Genomic DNA, 17,037 nt, shown 5'->3' with positions numbered 1-17,037 from the left:
GCACCCGGCGGCAATGGCGCGCCGGTAAAAATCTGTACGGCTTGCTGCGCGAGCAAGGGCGAGCACGCCTGATCCCCCGCCGCAATTCGTCCGCCAATCGACAAATAGCCGCCGTCCGGTGGCAGGTCAGCGGCCCTGAGGGCATAACCGTCCATGGCGCTGTTGTCCCAGGCCGGCAGGTTGACGGAGGAATGAATGTCCGCCGCCAGCACCCGCCCCAAGGCTTGATCCAGCCCGATCTTTTGCGCCAGGGGCGGCGACGGTGCCTGATCCAGCAGACGGCTGATGGCCTCGTCCACCGGCATCAGGTGGCCGAGGTCACACACCCGACCGGTCATGAGCGTGTCTCGCAGGCGTCGATGACCCGTTGCGCTTGCGGTTTCAAATGCGGGGCGAAATTGCACGGGCCGGTGCGGCTGTCCAATTGTTCGAGCAGGATCTGGTTCCAGGCGGTTCGACACGCGCCCGGCGAACCCGGCACGCAGCACACCAGCACGCCGTTGCTCATCCCGGCCAATGCCCGTGACTGCAGACTGGACATACCGATTTCCGCCAGGGACACCTGACGGAACAGTTCACCGAAGCCTTCCACGTGTTTGTCCAGCAACGGCAAGACCGCTTGCGGTGTGTTGTCGCGCGCGGTGAAACCAGTGCCGCCGGTCATCAATACCACTTGCACCTTGGGGTCGGCGATCCAGTGGGAAACCTTTGCACGGATCTGATAAATGTCGTCCTTGACCAGATCACGGTCGATCAATACATGCCCGGCCGTTTGCAGTAAATCCGTCAGGGTCTGCCCCGAGGTGTCTGTGTCAAAGGTGCGCGTATCGCTGATGGTCAGCACGGCGATGTTCAGGGGTTCAAACGTGCGTTGCGCCAGATGGGCCATATCCAAGCCTTCCCGTAAATGAGGGTATGTGACAAAGCCTGAACCGGAATGGCGAGCGAGCCTATTCCTCCAAGGAGGTACCTCCACGGGGACATAAGCAGAATGTACAGGCCACACAAAACCTGTGGGAGCGAGCAAGCTCGCTCCCACATTGTTCTCCATTGCTACACGATCTGTTCAAGGTGCCAGGCGATTTCGTTGCCATACACCGTCACACAAACGGTAATCGAGACGATCATGCAAGCGGTCGGCACGGCCTTGCCAGAACTCCAGACGCTCAGGGTGCAGGCAGTAGCCGCCCCAATGTTCGGGCCGCGGCACGGTCTTGCCGGCAAAACGTTGGGTGGTTTGTATCAACAGCGATTCAAGCTCGGCCCGATTGGCCAGCGGCCGGCTTTGCGGTGAAGCCCAGGCGCCCAGGCGACTGTCCTGTGAGCGGGAATCGTAGTACGCATCCGACAGCGTCGGGTCGAGCCTGGAGACCTGGCCTTCGATACGCACCTGACGTTCCAGCCCCGGCCAGAAAAAGGTCATGGCAGCATGCGGGTTGGCGGCCAGTTGCTGGCCCTTGTCACTCTGATAATTGCCGAAAAAGGTGAAGCCTTCATCGCTCAAGCCCTTGAGCAGCAGGACCCGGCAGTGCGGACGCCCTTCACTGTCGACCGTCGCCAACACCATGCTGTTGGCTTCGACAGGCGCGCGCTCGGTATCGCGGGCCAGTTGCAGCCATTGCCGGAACATCGCCATCGGGTCGTCCAGCGCCGACTCGTCTTGCAGGCCAAAAAGGGTGTAGTTGCGGCGCATCTGTGCCAGGGAAAGGGGCATGACGGTGATCTCCAAAAAGGTTCTGCCCAGTGTGCAATGCACTGAGCAACAGCACCTTGACCACCATCAACACTGAGCATGCCCAGCCTTATTTGAGGCGCAGACGCCGAGCCAGTTTGTGCAGATTGCTAGGATCGACTTCCAGAATCCGCGCAGCGCTGGCCCAGTTCTCCCCGGACAGGCTCAAGGCCTGGAGAATTTTCTTGCGCTGGTAATCGTCGACCGCTTCACCCAGGGGCTGGAACGGCTCATCAGCCGTAACGTCCAGGGGACTTTCGGCGACCGCGCCCTGCCCGCCCATGGCACTGTCGAGGTCCAGAATCTCGGGCTCCAGCGTCATGATCAGCGTGCGACTCGTGCCGCGACTGAGCTGCTTCAACGCGGCTCGGCTGATCACATGCTCCAGCTCGCGCACGTTGCCCGGCCAGCTGTAAGTCAGCAGCGCTCGCTCGGCCGCCGGCGACAGACGCAAACCGCGCAAACCGAGCCGCGCCCGATTGAGCTCAAGGAAATGCCCGGCCAGCATCAACACATCGTTACCCCGCTCGCGCAGCGGTGGAATCGGCACCGGGTACACCGAGAGCCGGTGATACAGATCGGCCCGAAACAAGCCGTCGCGGATGCTGTCCGGCAGGTGCCGGTTGGTCGCTGCGATGATTCGCACATCGACATGCAGCGGTTTGTCGGCGCCGAGGCGCTGGATCTCGCCGTTTTGCAGGGTGCGCAGCAGCTTCGCTTGCACGGCCAATGGCAACTCACCGACTTCGTCGAGAAACAGCGTGCCACCGTTGGCCGCATCGAAACGTCCGGCACGGTCACTGGTGGCGCCGGAAAACGCGCCTTTGACATGGCCGAACAATTCACTCTCTGCCAAAGACTCCGGCAAAGCGGCGCAATTGACCTGCACCAGAGGCTTATGGCTGCGGCGCGACAGACGATGCAAGCGCCGGGCGAACAGTTCTTTGCCGACACCAGTCTCACCCAACAGCAACACCGGCAGCTCGGAATCGGCCAGAACGTCCAGTTCATTGAGCAACTGATGCAGCACCTCACTCTGCCCGAGGATTTCGCCTTCATCAGCTGGCCTGCGCACGTCTTGAATATCGCTGCGGGACAAGCGCAGGCTGCGGTTTTCCTGCTCAAGCCGGGTGACTCGCACGGCAGCTTCGATCTGCAAGGTGCAGCGCTTGAGTTCTTCCCGCGCACGGCTGTCGAAGGTCCCGGCGTGCAGCGCATCGAGGGTGATCGCGCCCCAGATCCGCCCCTCCACGTACAGGCTCACGCCCATGCAGTCGTGCACGGGCATCGGTTCGCCAGCGTGATTGTCGAGCAAGCCGTCATAGGGATCCGGCAGGCGACTGTCGGGCTCGAACCAGGTGGGTTCGCGCGACGCCATGATCGCCGCCAGCCGCGGATGCTGGGCGATGACAAAGCGGCGGCCCAACGCTTCATGCACCAGCCCCACCGTCGCGACCGGCCTGAGGCTGTCCTCATCCAGACGCAGCAATCCCACGGCGCCACTGTTGAAGTACTCGCGCAGGGTCTGGACCAGTCGTTGCAACCGCACAGCATTGGGCAACTCGACAATGAGGTCGGCCGCCAGGCTTTCACGCAGCATGGTAGTTATTACCCTCTATGGTTGGATTCACCCTAAAGCGTCCGGGTGCCTATCACCACAACTAAAAATTAAGCCATATTTTTCAATACGTTAAATATGGCATGTCGGGTGCAATGAGCCTGGGGAACCGTTGAAATCCAAACAAGGAACCCCTGATGAGCCTGACCCTACTGGAACAAAGCCTCGGCCAACTGGCCTGCGACATTCCCGGCGCCACGCGGATCTTTCACACCTTCAAACTGGACTTCTGTTGTGGCGGGCATAAAAGCCTGCGCGAAGCAGCCGCTGGCAAAGACCTCGACCCGGTCCTGATCGCCGATGCGCTGCACCGGCTGCAAGACACCGGCGAAACCCAACACGACTGGCGCAACGAACCGTCGGAGCTGTTGATCGCCCACCTTCTGGCGCGCTACCACGCCCGCCATCGCGAGCAACTGCCGGAACTGATCCGCCTGGCCCGTCGCGTCGAGCAGGTCCATGGTGCGCGCAGCAGCTGCCCCAACGGCCTGGCCGATCTGCTGACCGACATGCAACAAGAACTCGAAGGCCACATGCTCAAGGAAGAACAGGTGCTGTTCCCGATGCTGCAACAGGGCATCGGCCCTCAGGCCGCCCCGCCGATCCAGGTGCTGCGCTTTGAACATGATCAACATGGCGAAGCCCTCGAAAAGCTGCTCGCGCTGACCAACAACATCACCCCGCCGGCCGATGCCTGTAACACCTGGCGTGCCCTGTATCGTGGGCTGCTGGAGTTTCGTGATGACCTGATGCAACACATCCATCTGGAGAACAACGTGTTGTTTGTTAATGCCTTGACCCCGCGCCACTGATCGATTGCCGGTCACACAAAACCAGTGACGCAGCTTTCGCGAGCAGGCTCGCTCCCACAGGGGACAATATTCCAATGTGGGAGCGAGCCTGCTCGCGAATGGCGCCACCACGGGTTTACGGGTTTTCCAGCGCGATCAACCGTGCCAATAGAACATCGCCTTGGCCAGGATCACGATCAACACCATGTGCCCGAGGATGCTGCGGCGAATCCAGCTGGCGCGGGTCGTGGTCAGTCGTGCGCTTTTCAGCCAGTACGCCAGCAGGAAGTAATGGCCGATGATGCTCAGGGCCAGGATGATCTTCAGGCTCAGCAACGTGCCAAAACTGCTGGCCAGTGGCTGACTCAATACGCCACGGTGTTGCCACGCCAGGCTGATGCCGGCGCCATACAACAGCAACACCACGCCATGTAGCACCTTGCGTGAACGCACCGCGATCGCTTGATCTGCGGTCGTTTGCGCGGTATCCGCCAACTGCTGGCGAGCGCGGTGCCAGATCACCACTTCGAAAAACAGCGTGCCGATGAAGGCAATCGCCGCCAGCAAGTGGGTGACCAGCAAAAAGGGATATAGCACCGGCAGCCTCCATCAGTTCACTTGCTTAGCCCGGATGACCGTCCACCCGGGCCCGCAGCAGCATCGGCCCATAGCGCCAGGCGTACAGCGCAAACGCCAGCGCCCAACACAGACCGGCCAGCCACAACGCAGGCAGGGGAAAGAACAGGATCAACACGACCCGGCTCAGACACGCCAGGTTGAGCAAAATGAACGCCAGGGTCATGCCCGATGGCGCCTCCAGCGCGCGGCCGGTATGCCCCAGGCTGACCCGCGCGATCATCGCCAACACCAGGCCGCCCATCGCGCCGATCGTCAGGCAATGCACCGCCAGACTCGGGTTAATCGGCGCACCGAAATGCCACAGCGCCATTGCGAGACAGGCCACCGCCAACCAGGCATACGCCAGGTACAACGACCACAGCAACGGCACGCGCCAGAGGGCGCGATCATGCCAGCGAACCAGACGCACCAGATGCCCAGCGGCCAACACGGCGAACAACAGGCCCACCCAGAGATTGGGGTCAAGCGCAGGTCCCGCGGCATATAACAACGCCACCAGCGGCGAGCCAATCAGCAGCATCCCATCCAGCCACGGCCAAGGGGTAACGCCCTCGACCTTGCCAAGGCCGCGCTGGATGAAGAACGGAATGACCCGCCCGCCGATCAAGCCCATCATCGCCGCCACCAGCCAGAGGCCGGTCAGCACACCTTGACGCTGCCAGCCTTCATGACCTTCGACCAGACCGTATAGGGACAACCCGTCGGCCGCCGCTAACAACAGCAGCACCACCGCAATCGGGTAGTTACGTGTCTGCCGCACCTTCCACAAGGTGAACCCCATGAGCGCGGCCACCGCCAGCGGGAACGCCAATTCCAGCACCGCGAGCACCGGCCACGGTGCATTGACCAGCCAGGCCACGCGCGCCAACAACCACAGCAGCGCCAACGCCGCCAGTGGTCGCCCGCTGAGGCCGGGGCGACCGGTCCAGGTCTGCACCGCCGTCAGCAGAAAACCCGCGATGATTGCCAAGCCGAACCCGAACAACAATTCGTGTCGATGCCAACCCAACCAGCCACCCGCCGGCTGCCAGCCGGAAAGCGCACCACTGAAGGCGGCCAGCCAGAGCGGAATGGCCAGCACCGCCAACAGGCAGCCGGCGAGGAAAAATGGCCGAAAGGCCAAACGTAGCAACGGCGCGATGGCCATCGCTTTACGGCGGTCGAGCACTTGCATAAAGCCACTCCTTTACCTTGCTGCTGACCTGACGCCAACCCGCAGGCGTCGAAGTAAGTCCGGGGGCAATCATCGGGGATTGGCGATCAATTGCCTTTGTCGCAGATCAAGTGTGCAAGGGGCGTGCCCCGATGCCGATCCGCACCGGTAGCAAGCCTCGCGTGCCGCCGATGAAATCCATTCAGGGTACAAATGACCCTTTAATGGTTATTTAAACCCTAAACCTCGTGGTCTTTTTTACCCTCTTTTCTGACAACCCCAATAAACAAAGGCCTTCAGGCATGGCCCGCGTCTTGCTCAAGCTTTCAGCAATCAAAGAAACCTTGATCCTTCTCGATCCCCAGGAGTCGTCATGAAAAAAGTCATCCAGCCACTGGCCTGGTTTGTGGTGTTGACCTCGGTTCTGGCGTTGGCCAGCGGCGTCTCGCTGGGCCTCGTTTGACTTGATCGCCATCCCCTCCTCAATCTTCAGGATGAATTCTTATGGTGCTTCATCGCGTCCATCACCAGATTCTGCGCAGTCATCACTTGTTCGAGCCGTTGAACGAAGAACAGCTGGATGAATTGATGAGTACCAGCCACCTGCTCAGCATCGACAAGGGCGAACCGCTGTTCCGCCAGGGCGAGCCGGCAGACTCGTTCTATTTCGTGATTGCCGGCGCGGTGAAAATCTACCGCCTGACACCGGATGGTCAGGAAAAAGTGTTTGAGGTGATCGGCGATCGGCAAACCTTCGCCGAGGCGATGATGCTGATGGACACCCCGAACTATGTGGCCTCGGCCGAAGCGATCTGCCCCACCCAGCTCTATCGATTATCCAACAACACCTACATGCGCCTGCTGCAGAGCAATAGCCGACTGACCTTTGCGCTGCTCGGCAAGCTCTGCGTTCGCCTGCATCAACGGGTCAACGAAATCGAAACCCTGTCCCTGAAAAACGCCACCCACCGGGTCGTGCGTTATCTGCTGACGCAATTGGTGCGCCAGCAAACGGTTGACAGCCAATTCGAGCTGCCGATGGCCAAGCAACTGATTGCCGGGCATCTGTCGATCCAGCCGGAAACCTTTTCGCGGATCATCCGTCGCCTGATCGATGAAAACATCATCACCCAGGACGGCCGCCAGATCGCCATTCTCGATCGTCTGCGCCTGGAACAGTTCGAGTGAGTGACATGCCCGTCTGTTTGTATTGCCAGCACGCCAACCCCGCACAAGAACCCGAGTGCCGCCAATGCGGCATGCCCCTGCCGGCATTCGCCGCACAGGCGGGGGAACGCCGGCTGCGCCGATTCACGTGGTTCTGCATCGGCCTGACGATCTTCTGCGTGACGATGTTTTTCTGGCTGCCACGCAACGCCTGATCCCCACACATTTCCCCTGTAGCAGCTGCCGAGCCTGCGAGGCTGCGTTCGACTGCGCAGCAGTCGTAAAACCAGTCACCGCGGTGTGTCAGTTAAACCGCGGATTTAGGATTTACGACTGCTTCGCAGCCGAACGCAGCCTCGCAGGCTCGGCAGCTGCTACAGGGGCGCAGGCGACAAGGGATCGTGTCGATCAAGGCTGAGTCAGCTGCCGATACAACTGCGGCAAGCGCAGGGGTAACTGCTCGGGCTGGCGGATCAAGGTGTAGCCATTGGCGCCGAACATGTAAGGCAGGTAATCCCCGGCCTCGCGATCAATCGTGATACAGAACGGCGTCAACCCCTGACGCCGCGCCTCCAGCACCGCTTCGCGGGTGTCTTCAACGCCGTAGCGGCCCTCATACAGATCCAGATCATTCGGTTTGCCATCCGTGAGCAGCAGCAACAGTTTGCTGCGGCGTTTGCTCTTGCCCAGCAGTTGGGTGGCGTGGCGGATGGCGGCGCCCATGCGGGTGTAATAACCCGGTTTGAGCCCTTGAATGCGACCGCGGGTGTTGTCGTCATAGCGCTGGGTGAAGGACTTGAGTTCCTGCATGCGCACTTGCTGACGACGCAGCGAGGAAAATCCGTACAGGGCGAAATCATCACCCAACACCGACAGGGTTTCGCCGAACAGCAGCAGACTGTCGCGGATGACATCAATCACCCGATGCTCATCGTTCAAGTGGGCGTCGGTGGACATCGAAACGTCGGCCAGCAACAGGCACGCGAGGTCGCGGCGCGACTGCCGTTGTTCCATGAACAGACCCCGTTCCGCACATTGGCCATGCTCGCGTTCAACGTGAAAATCCAGCCAGGCCTGCATGTCCAGTTCAGACCCTTGAGGTTGCTGGCGTAACCATTGGCGATCATTGCGCAGGTGCTCGAACTGGCGGCGCAGACGGTGCGCCGAGGCCTTCAGCCGTGGCGGCAATGGCTGCGCCTCACAGTCGCGGGGCACCATCATTTGCAGATTGACGAAGCTGTCCTGCATCTGCTGCTTGCGGTAATCCCACTCGGGCAACTTGATGCCCTCACCCAGGGGAATATCGTCGACATCGGCCGGTGGCAAATCCAGGTGCAGCTTGAGGCCACCGCCCTTGCGCAGGCGGGTGCGCGACAGACTCAATTCATCCAGGTCCTCGGCGACTCTGGCCGCGTCAGGGTTTTCGCTGTCGTCCGACCAGCGATCCAGGTCCACGTGTTCGGTCCAGCTGAACAGGTTCTCCAGGCGCACGATTAACAACCCGCCGTCGCGGCTGCCTTCATCGATCCGCTTGGCGCGTTTGCTTGCGCCTTTCTGTTCGCCGGGCGGAGTCGTCAGCGATTCTTCCGACTCGTCACCGAGATCGGCCGCCTGCGGGCTGGCGAGGTTTTGCGGTGGGTACAACCACAGCGGCAGCGGCCACGCGGCCCGTTCGCTGCGAGGGAAATGTTCGACACTGCCCGGCTCGCGCAGCGCCTGGCATAACGCTCGTTCCAGGGCCGCTTCGCCGGGGTTCAATGTTGCCGGATCCGGGCGCAATTGCAGATGGGCATCGACCAAACGTTTGTACCGGGCACGCAACGCGGGATAGCGCCGCAACAGCTGTTGCGTCCAGCGCTGATTGTCTCGCCCCCAATGACGCATCTGCCCGGCCTGGGCCGCCAGCAACGCGAGCCAACGATAGAGCTCCTCGTTCAATGCAACTTCAGGGAACACCGCGAGGCTCGACGGCAGACGAAGGTTCGCCTCGTCGCACCACGCCAAGGGCACTTGCTTGCAGGTGCCGGCGATCTGCTGCAGCACGTTGCGTCGCAACAGCAGATCGCGGTCGCTGGCGGCTTCCACGCCGACGCCATTGGCGCCACCCATGGCGCGAAACAACAACGCCAGCGGTCGCTGCTGGTGGATCAGTTCGACCCGGGCCTCGGGAAAATCCGGGCTGGCGCGGCGGGTGATAAAGCGATGCCAGACACTGCCAACCCACTCTTCCAGTTCGACGGTAAAGGCCATGGTTTTTTTCCTCTGAAAACCAATGTGAAACGGCCCGCTGTACCAGCCGGGCCGTCCTCCTTCAGGGTGTTATTGACTCACGAACGAACAGCGGAGGCGGCAGTCGCAGTGATCCCCACTGGCACCCGCCGCTTGAAGCTCGACAGGTAGCAGAGCAGCCCTGCGAAGAAACCGAGACCGGCGCCCAGACGAGCCCAGAACAGCACTTGCAGATGATCGACAGTGGCCATGAACGGTAACGCGACGCCATCCACCGGCCAGCGTTGCAGGTAGATCTGCACGACACCGGCAGCGGTGAGCAGCAGCGTGATCATGACCATCGACAGGGTCATCAACCAGAAGCCCCAGATCTCGAGTTGCTGCGAACGCTCGTCCGCTGCCTCGCCGAGCCCTCGCAGTTTCGGCATGGCATAGCTGATCAAGGTCATCACGATCATCGCGTAAGCACCGTAGAAGGCCAGGTGACCGTGAGCCGCCGTTAACTGCGAACCGTGGGTGTAGAAGTTGACCGGTGCCAGGGTATGCAGGAACCCCCAGACGCCAGCGCCGAAGAACGCGGTGACCGTGGTGCCCTTGGCCCACAGCGTGGCGGCGCGGTTCGGGTGGTCCCGGCGACGGTTCTTGACCATGCTGAAGGCGAATATCACCATCGCCAGGAAGGGTAGCGGCTCGAGTGCCGAGAAGATTGACCCCACCCACAACCAGACCTCAGGCGCACCGATCCAGAAGAAGTGGTGACCGGTACCGATAATCCCCGTTATCAGCGCCATGGCGATGATCACGTAGAGCCATTTTTCCACGACCTCCCGGTCCACACCGGTGATCTTGATCAGGACGAAGGCCAGCATCGAGCCCATGATCAGTTCCCACACGCCTTCTACCCAAAGATGCACCACCCACCACCAGTAGAACTTGTCGCGGGCGAGGTTGCCTGGGTTATAGAAGGAGAACAGGAAGAACACCGCGAGCCCGATCAGCCCGGTCATCATGACCATGCTGACGGTGGTCTTGCGCCCTTTGAGCAAGGTCATGCCGATGTTGTAGAGAAAGCCCAGGCAGACCACCACGATGCCCATCTTGGAGATGGTCGGCTGCTCCAGGAACTCCCGACCCATGGTCGGTAGCAGCTCGTTATGCGTCAGCTTGGCCAGGCCGGCATAAGGCACCAGCAGGTAACCGAGGATCGTCAGCACACCCGCGGCGGCGAATACCCAGAACAGGATGATCGCCAGCTTCGGACTGTGCAGTTCACGGTCGGCCTCTTCCGGAATCAGGTAGTAGGCAGCCCCCATAAAGCCGAACAATATCCAGACGATCAGCAGGTTGGTGTGCACCATCCGCGCCACGTTGAAGGGGATGATCGGAAAGAGAAAGTCCCCTACCACGTATTGCAGGCCCATGATCAAACCGAACAGTATCTGACCGAGAAACAGGATCAGAGCAAACACGAAGTACGGTTTGGCCACGGATTGCGAGGCGAATTTCAGATGCGGATTAGCAATGCTCATCGCTTAGCCCTCCTTGTTTGGCGGCCAGCCATTGGTGTTGATTTTCGAGCTCCATTTGAGGAACTCGGCGATGTCATCCACCTCCTGGTCACTCAACTTGAACTGCGGCATCGCGCGCCGGCCCGGTACGCCCAGTGGCTGCATTTTCATCCAGGCATGCAGGAAGGGTTTGAAGCCCGCCTCCCCGCCGCGCCGCTGGAACACGTTGCCCAGCTCAGGCGCGAAGTAGGCGCCCTCGCCCAACAGCGTGTGGCAGCCGATGCAATTGTTTTGCTCCCAGACCAACTTGCCGCGCTCGACTGATTCGGTTAACAGCGCTTCATTGCTGCGCTCTGGAAAGGTCTGTTCCGTGTGATAGGTCAAAGCCAGGAATATCAGGAAGAAGAAAATGCTTCCCCCGAAGTAGATGTTCCTGGCCATGCCTTTGGTGAAGGTGTCTGACATGGTCGCTTCCTCTTTGCTAGGCCCGTCCATGATAGGAAGCGAAGGGTTGAAACCTGCTTGATGGCGATCAAGAAAGGCAGATGGTTTTGGTCGGGTATTACACGTGAACCGAACTCGGTCCATGTAGCAGCTGGCGAAGCCTGCGTTCGGCTGCGCAGCAGTCGCAAACCCTGCCACCTCGGTGAACCTGATACACCGCAGTGCCTGATTTTACGACTGCTGCGCAGCCGAACGCAGGCTTCGCCAGCTGCTACAGGGATCGCTTAACGGAACAAAATCAGTGTCAGCCCCACAACGGCCGCCAACACCAACGCCCAGCTCAACATCAAGCTGCGCCACAGTTGCGGTGCGTGGCGCATTTCCATGAAGCCATCGGTGATCAGCCGCGCCTTGCCGACCGCCACCAGCAAGATGGCAATTGACAGCAACCACGTCGCCCCGGCCTGCGCCAGCACCACGGTGCACACGCTTAACGTCGCGAGCGCCGCCCAACAGACGAGCAAAACCCTGGAAACAGACATGAGAACCTCGTCAATTCAGCACATAGACCAGCGGAAACAGCATGACCCAGATCAGATCGACCATGTGCCAATAGAGCACGCCGGATTCAAACCCGCTGCGCGTGTTGGCGTCGTACAGGCCACGGCGACAGCGCTCGGCCAGCCATCCGAGAATGACCATGCCGAGTAATACGTGGAGAAAATGAAACCCGGTGAGAATCCAGTACAACGTGAAAAAGGTGTTGTGCTCCATGCCCAGCCCCGAGGCCAGCAAGTGCCGGTATTCCGTGAGTTTCAACACCACGTAGACACTGGCGGCGAGCAACGCCATCAACAGGAAGACGGCGCCGTGCCGGGATCGTGAGCGCCTGACGTGCTCCTGCGCCAGCGCGGCGAACAGCCCCGCGGTGAGCAGGCTAAGGGTCATCGCCAAGCCGGTTGAGGTGTTCAACAATAGACGGCTTTCACTGAACATCTGCGGCTTGAGCGCCTGGGTCACGGCGAACGCCAGGATCAGGATGGCGAACACCGACAGCTCGGCGAGAATGAAAAACCACATCGCCAGATCGCCCGGCAAGTAACGGCGCGTGACGCCCGTGGACTCAGCCGAAGTGGACATCAACCACGTCCATCAGCGCGGCCACGGTCAGCGGATCATCGCTCAGCGGCTCGGCCAGGCAGGCCATGCAGGCCTCACGCGGGCTCATGCCGGAGCGGATCATGCGCGCGGTAAAAATCAGCAGTCGCGTTGAGGCGACCTCCTCCAGATCATGTTGATCGAGCCGGCGCAGCGCCTGGCCCAGCCGCACCACTTGCGCCGCCAGTGCGTTGTCCACCTGAGCCTCCCGGGCAACGATGCGTTCCTCATCGGCCACCGGCGGATAGCCGAAACGCATCGCCACGAAGCGTTGCCGGGTGCTGGGTTTCATGCCTTTGAGCAGGTTCTGGTAACCGGGGTTGTAAGACACCACGAGCATGAATGACGGCGGTGCTTTCAGCACTTCGCCGGTACGTTCCAGGAACAACTCCCGACGATCATCGGCCAGGGGATGCAGTACGACCACGGTGTCCTGGCGCGCCTCGACCACTTCGTCGAGGTAACAGATGCCGCCTTCACGCACCGCGCGGGTCAGCGGTCCATCCTGCCACCAGGTGCCCTGGGCACCGATCAGGTGACGGCCGATCAGGTCGGCCGCGCTCAGATCATCGTGGCAAGCCACGGTGTACAGCGGCAGTTTCAGCCGATGGGCCATGTGCTGGATGAAACGTGTCTTGCCGCACCCCGTCGGGCCTTTGATCAGCACCGGCATGCCGTGTCGCCAGGCTTGTTCGAACAGCGCCTCCTCATTATTCAGCGGTTGGTAGAAGGGTTCGATCGGGTGGTCGCAAGACTGGGTACGGTCCATGGGCTGCCTGTTCCAAAAGCGGATTCAAGGAACACGCTACGGGCCCCTGCGACAACCTGGCAAGTGAGATGGCCGGCAAACTTGATCGTCGTCAAGCGAACAATGGCCTGCTCGGGCATAGCCTTGCACGGCACTAAGAACCTGCGTTCTGCGCTGCCGTTTCAGCACATCGCAAAGGTCTTGCCTGAGGAGAAATGGAATGCTGATCAGCAATAGAAAAACGTTTGCCCGGACCCTCGCCACATTGTGTTCATCACTGGCCCTGGCGGTGAGCCATGCCGCCAGCGCTGAAGAGCCCGCCGCCGCGGCCAACCCGCCCATGGTCAAAACCGCCGGCGCTCCCGACATGAGCCAGACCGAGTTCGACTCATCCAAGGAAATCTACTTCCAGCGCTGCGCAGGCTGCCACGGTGTTCTGCGCAAAGGGGCCACCGGCAAACCACTGACGCCAGACATCACCCAGTCTCGCGGGCAGCCATTCCTGGAGGCCTTGATTACCTACGGTTCGCCGGCGGGCATGCCGAACTGGGGGACGTCCAATGCGCTGACCAAGGATCAGATCACGGTCATGGCCAAGTTCATTCAGCACACGCCGCCGACGCCACCGGAATGGGGCATGGCCGAGACGCTGAAAACCTGGAAAGTGCTGGTCAAACCCGAGGACCGTCCGAAGAAACAGTTGAGCAAACTCAACTTGCCGAACCTGTTTTCGGTGACGTTGCGCGATGACGGCAAAATTGCCCTGATCGATGGGGACAGCAAGAAAATCGTCAAACTCATCGAGACCGGTTACGCGGTGCACATCTCGCGGATCTCTGCCTCGGGTCGCTACCTGCTGGTGATTGGTCGAGACGCGCGGATCGAGATGATCGACCTGTGGCCGGTCGAGCCGACCAAGGTCGCCGAAGTCAAAGTGGGCATCGAGGCGCGCTCGGTCGAGACCTCCAAGTTCAAGGGCTACGAAGATAAATACACCATCGCCGGTTCTTATTGGCCGCCGCAATTCACCATCATGGATGGCGAAACCCTGGAGCCGAAACAGATCGTTTCGACCCGCGGCATGACCGTCGATAAGCAGGAATATCACCCGGAACCCCGGGTCGCGGCGATCATCGCCTCCCACGAATGGCCGGAGTTCATCGTCAACGTCAAGGAAACCGGCAAGGTCATGCTGGTCAACTACCAGGACATCAAAAACCTCACCGTCACCTACATCGACGCCGCGCCTTTCCTGCATGACGGTGGCTGGGACAGCACACACCGCTACTTCATGACCGCAGCCAACAACTCCAACAAGGTTGCCGTGATCGACTCCAAGGAGCGCAAGTTGACCGCGCTGGTGGACGTCGGTAAAACCCCTCACCCGGGTCGCGGCGCCAACTTCAACCACCCGACCTACGGCCCGGTCTGGGCCACCAGCCATTTGGGTGATGACGGCATCTCGCTGATCGGCACCGACCCGACCAAACACCCGCAATACGCCTGGAAGCAGGTCGCCTCACTCAAGGGCCAGGGCGGCGGATCGCTGTTTATCAAAACCCATCCCAACTCTCGCCACCTGTACGTCGACACCACCCTCAACCCGGATACCAAACTCAGTCAGTCAGTGGCGGTGTTCAACCTCGACAAACTCGACGCCGGCTACACCGTGTTGCCCATCGCTGAATACGCCGGCATCAAGCAAGGCGCCATGCGCGTCGTGCAACCGGAATACAACAAGGCCGGCGATGAAGTCTGGTTCTCCGTCTGGAGCGGCCAGGCAGACGAGTCGGCGCTGGTGGTGATCGACGACAAAACACTGAAGCTCAAGTCAGTCATCAAGGACAAACGACTGATCACACCCACCGGGAAGTTCAACGTCTACAACACCCAACATGACATCTATTGAGCTCCATCAATGCAAGGAAACACCATGAAAAATACTCTGTTCTCACTGTTCGCCCTGACCGCTGCGCTGAGTGTGCAGCCGGCCATGGCCCAAGACGCGCTGGAGCTGTTCAAGAGCAAACCCTGCGCAGCCTGCCACTCCATTGACACCAAGCTGGTCGGCCCCGCACTCAAGGATGTAGCCGCCAAGAACGCTGGCGTGGCCGGAGCCGCAGACACCCTGGCCGGCCACATCAAGAACGGCACACAAGGCAATTGGGGCCCGATGCCCATGCCGGCCAACCCGGTAACGGATGAAGAAGCAAAAATTCTCGCGACCTGGGTACTGACACTCAAATAACCGCCTGGAGGGCGTCAAGATGATTTATCGACACGCTGTGATTCTGGCGGCCCTCCTCCTCATTTGCGCAACTGCGGTTGCGGCGCCGGACGCCCAGCGTCAGGTGCAACTCGAACACCTGCTGACCCAGGACTGCGGCGCCTGCCATGGGCTGCACCTTACCGGCGGGCTGGGCCCCGAACTGACGCGCGCAGCGCTGGCCGGCAAATCACGGGACAGCCTGATTGCCACCGTCACCCAAGGCCGGCCCGGCACCGCGATGCCCGGTTGGGCCCCATTGCTCAGCCCCGACGACATCCGTTGGTTGGTCGATCTTCTTCTCCAGGGATATCCCGCACCATGATCCGTTCAATCCTGCTGTCAGCGGCGACCGGGCTGTTGTTGTCCGCTTGCGTTCAGCCACCGTTGCGTGGCACCGGCGATTTGGGCGTGGTCGTGGAGCGCGCCACCGGTAGCGTGCAAATCATCGAAAGCGACACCCACACCGCGCTGGCCCGACTCAAGGGTTTCGGCGACCTGTCCCATGCCTCGGTGGTGTTCTCACGGGATCAGCGCTATGCCTATGTGTTCGGGCGCGACGGCGGGTTGAGCAAAATCGATTTGCTGACCCGGCGTATCGATCATCGCGTCATCCAGGGCGGCAACAGCATTGGCGGCGCCATCAGTCAGGACGGCAAGTTGATCGCGGTGTCCAACTACGTGCCCGGTGGGGTCAAGGTGTTCGATGCCGACACCCTGCAACTGGTGGCCGATATTCCGGCCACGCCCCTGGCCGATGGCACCAAGCGCTCCCGTGTAGTCGGCCTGGTCGACGCGCCGGGGCAACGTTTTGTCTTCAGCCTGTTCGATACCGGCGAGATCTGGACCGCCGATTTCAGTCAGGGCAGCACACCGCAGATCAACCGCTTCACCGGCATCGGCCAGCAACCCTACGATGCCCTGATTACCCCTGATGGCCGCTATTACATGGCCGGCCTGTTCGGTGAGGACGGCATGGCCCAACTCGACCTCTGGCATCCAGAGCGCGGTGTGCAGCGGGTACTCGGCGATTACGGACGCGGCCAGGCGAAACTCCCCGTCTACAAAATGCCGCACCTGGAAGGCTGGGCTGTCGCCGACAACCAGGCCTTCGTGCCCGCGGTGGGTCGTCACCAGGTATTGGTGATGGATTCACGTACCTGGCAACAGACCGCGGTGATCCCGGTCGCTGGTCAGCCGGTGTTCGTCACGTCGCGCCCGGACGGTCGGCAGCTATGGGTCAATTTCGCCTACCCGGACAACGATCGGGTTCAGGTCATCGACACCGAAACCCATGCCGTGGTCGCCGATCTGCACCCGGGACCGGGGGTGCTGCACATGGAATTCACCGCACGCGGTGACCAATTGTGGCTGTCGTTACGCGACGGCAATCAGGTTCAAATCTGGGAGCCGTACCGCCTGAAGCTGCTGAGCACCCTGCCAGCCTCCGCGCCGAGCGGCATCTTCTTCAGCAGTCGCGCGCAAAAAATGGGGTATTGAAATGGACCTTGAACTGCTCAGCCGCCAACTGATCGACCGCTTCCAGCACGGCATGCCGCTGTGCCCGTCACCGTACAAGGAGAT

Annotated in this window: 18 protein-coding genes and 2 pseudogenes; 8 read left to right on the top strand and 12 right to left on the bottom strand. The window is 60.9% G+C overall.

All coding sequences use genetic code 11. The features are described from left to right. From WLY71_RS23675 to norR, 4 genes and pseudogenes are all read right to left on the bottom strand, one after another. Positions 1 to 338: pseudogene (locus WLY71_RS23675) on the bottom strand (molybdopterin molybdenumtransferase MoeA); the annotation flags it as partial. Further along, the gene (gene moaB, locus WLY71_RS23670) at positions 335 to 889 is read right to left on the bottom strand and encodes a molybdenum cofactor biosynthesis protein B (RefSeq protein WP_347805474.1); all 555 of its coding nucleotides are present in this window, start codon (positions 887 to 889) and stop codon (positions 335 to 337) included. The gene moaB and the pseudogene WLY71_RS23675, both read right to left, overlap by 4 nt. 177 nt (positions 890 to 1,066) lie before the next feature. Continuing rightward, complete coding sequence (pdxH, locus tag WLY71_RS23665; protein ID WP_347805473.1) at positions 1,067 to 1,714, bottom strand: pyridoxamine 5'-phosphate oxidase; 648 nt, start codon at positions 1,712 to 1,714, stop codon at positions 1,067 to 1,069. 88 nt (positions 1,715 to 1,802) lie between these two features. After that, positions 1,803 to 3,332 carry a nitric oxide reductase transcriptional regulator NorR gene (gene norR, locus WLY71_RS23660; protein WP_347805472.1) on the bottom strand — a complete coding sequence of 510 codons (1,530 nt, stop codon included), beginning with the start codon at positions 3,330 to 3,332 and terminating at the stop codon, positions 1,803 to 1,805. A gap of 155 nt (positions 3,333 to 3,487) precedes the next feature. On the opposite strand from norR, the gene ytfE reads away from it, so the two are divergent. Next, entirely contained in the window at positions 3,488 to 4,162 is a 675-nt protein-coding gene (gene ytfE, locus WLY71_RS23655; RefSeq protein WP_347805471.1) for an iron-sulfur cluster repair protein YtfE, read from the top strand. Between the two features lie 135 nt (positions 4,163 to 4,297). Here ytfE and WLY71_RS23650 read toward each other — a convergent pair whose 3' ends face one another. Beyond that, positions 4,298 to 4,738 (bottom strand): hypothetical protein, encoded by a 441-nt coding sequence (locus tag WLY71_RS23650; RefSeq protein ID WP_134102454.1) that lies wholly within the window; start codon positions 4,736 to 4,738, stop codon positions 4,298 to 4,300. Between the two features lie 25 nt (positions 4,739 to 4,763). After that, positions 4,764 to 5,954, bottom strand: coding sequence for an NnrS family protein (locus tag WLY71_RS23645; RefSeq protein ID WP_347805470.1), 1,191 nt, complete (start codon positions 5,952 to 5,954; stop codon positions 4,764 to 4,766). 483 nt (positions 5,955 to 6,437) lie between these two features. Here WLY71_RS23645 and WLY71_RS23640 point away from each other — a divergent pair, with 483 nt between their 5' ends. After that, on the top strand, positions 6,438 to 7,121 hold the full coding sequence (locus WLY71_RS23640; RefSeq protein WP_008156275.1) for a Crp/Fnr family transcriptional regulator: 684 nt from the start codon (positions 6,438 to 6,440) through the stop codon (positions 7,119 to 7,121). Between the two features lie 5 nt (positions 7,122 to 7,126). Beyond that, positions 7,127 to 7,315: a protein DnrP gene (locus tag WLY71_RS23635; RefSeq protein ID WP_347805476.1), complete on the top strand. Its 189-nt coding sequence runs from the start codon at positions 7,127 to 7,129 to the stop codon at positions 7,313 to 7,315. Positions 7,316 to 7,508: 193 nt separating this feature from the next. Here the strand turns inward: WLY71_RS23635 and WLY71_RS23630 are convergent, their stop codons facing one another. The 6 genes from WLY71_RS23630 to WLY71_RS23605 form a co-directional block, all read right to left on the bottom strand. Continuing rightward, complete coding sequence (locus WLY71_RS23630; protein ID WP_347805469.1) at positions 7,509 to 9,350, bottom strand: nitric oxide reductase activation protein NorD; 1,842 nt, start codon at positions 9,348 to 9,350, stop codon at positions 7,509 to 7,511. 77 nt (positions 9,351 to 9,427) lie between these two features. After that, positions 9,428 to 10,858 carry a cbb3-type cytochrome c oxidase subunit I gene (locus tag WLY71_RS23625; RefSeq protein WP_347805468.1) on the bottom strand — a complete coding sequence of 477 codons (1,431 nt, stop codon included), beginning with the start codon at positions 10,856 to 10,858 and terminating at the stop codon, positions 9,428 to 9,430. Positions 10,859 to 10,861: 3 nt separating this feature from the next. Beyond that, positions 10,862 to 11,302 (bottom strand): c-type cytochrome, encoded by a 441-nt coding sequence (locus WLY71_RS23620; protein WP_008156283.1) that lies wholly within the window; start codon positions 11,300 to 11,302, stop codon positions 10,862 to 10,864. A 263-nt stretch (positions 11,303 to 11,565) separates the two neighbouring features. After that, positions 11,566 to 11,823 (bottom strand): cytochrome C oxidase subunit IV family protein, encoded by a 258-nt coding sequence (locus WLY71_RS23615; protein WP_347805467.1) that lies wholly within the window; start codon positions 11,821 to 11,823, stop codon positions 11,566 to 11,568. A gap of 10 nt (positions 11,824 to 11,833) precedes the next feature. After that, entirely contained in the window at positions 11,834 to 12,421 is a 588-nt protein-coding gene (locus WLY71_RS23610) for a cytochrome c oxidase subunit 3 family protein (protein ID WP_347805466.1), read from the bottom strand. Next, positions 12,405 to 13,208: a CbbQ/NirQ/NorQ/GpvN family protein gene (locus WLY71_RS23605; protein WP_347805465.1), complete on the bottom strand. Its 804-nt coding sequence runs from the start codon at positions 13,206 to 13,208 to the stop codon at positions 12,405 to 12,407. The genes WLY71_RS23610 and WLY71_RS23605 overlap by 17 nt, the downstream gene beginning before the upstream one ends. Before the next feature lie 199 nt (positions 13,209 to 13,407). Between WLY71_RS23605 and WLY71_RS23600 the strand changes: the two genes are divergently transcribed. From WLY71_RS23600 to WLY71_RS23580, 5 genes and pseudogenes are all read left to right on the top strand, one after another. After that, on the top strand, positions 13,408 to 15,096 hold the full coding sequence (locus WLY71_RS23600) for a cytochrome D1 domain-containing protein (protein ID WP_425589958.1): 1,689 nt from the start codon (positions 13,408 to 13,410) through the stop codon (positions 15,094 to 15,096). A 24-nt stretch (positions 15,097 to 15,120) separates the two neighbouring features. Next, complete coding sequence (locus tag WLY71_RS23595) at positions 15,121 to 15,435, top strand: c-type cytochrome (RefSeq protein ID WP_347805464.1); 315 nt, start codon at positions 15,121 to 15,123, stop codon at positions 15,433 to 15,435. Positions 15,436 to 15,454: 19 nt separating this feature from the next. Further along, positions 15,455 to 15,778 carry a c-type cytochrome gene (locus WLY71_RS23590; RefSeq protein ID WP_347805463.1) on the top strand — a complete coding sequence of 108 codons (324 nt, stop codon included), beginning with the start codon at positions 15,455 to 15,457 and terminating at the stop codon, positions 15,776 to 15,778. After that, entirely contained in the window at positions 15,775 to 16,953 is a 1,179-nt protein-coding gene (locus tag WLY71_RS23585) for a cytochrome D1 domain-containing protein (RefSeq protein ID WP_347805462.1), read from the top strand. Before WLY71_RS23590 ends, WLY71_RS23585 begins: the two co-directional genes overlap by 4 nt. A 1-nt stretch (position 16,954) precedes the next feature. Then, positions 16,955 to 17,037 (top strand): annotated as a pseudogene (locus WLY71_RS23580) (Lrp/AsnC family transcriptional regulator); the annotation flags it as partial.

Origin of the sequence: Pseudomonas rossensis (assembly GCF_039888995.1) — a bacterium.
GTDB classification, from domain to species: Bacteria; Pseudomonadota; Gammaproteobacteria; order Pseudomonadales; family Pseudomonadaceae; genus Aquipseudomonas; species Aquipseudomonas rossensis.
Note: the sequence above shows the minus strand (reverse complement) of the source record. Positions and strands in the feature narration are given on the sequence as shown.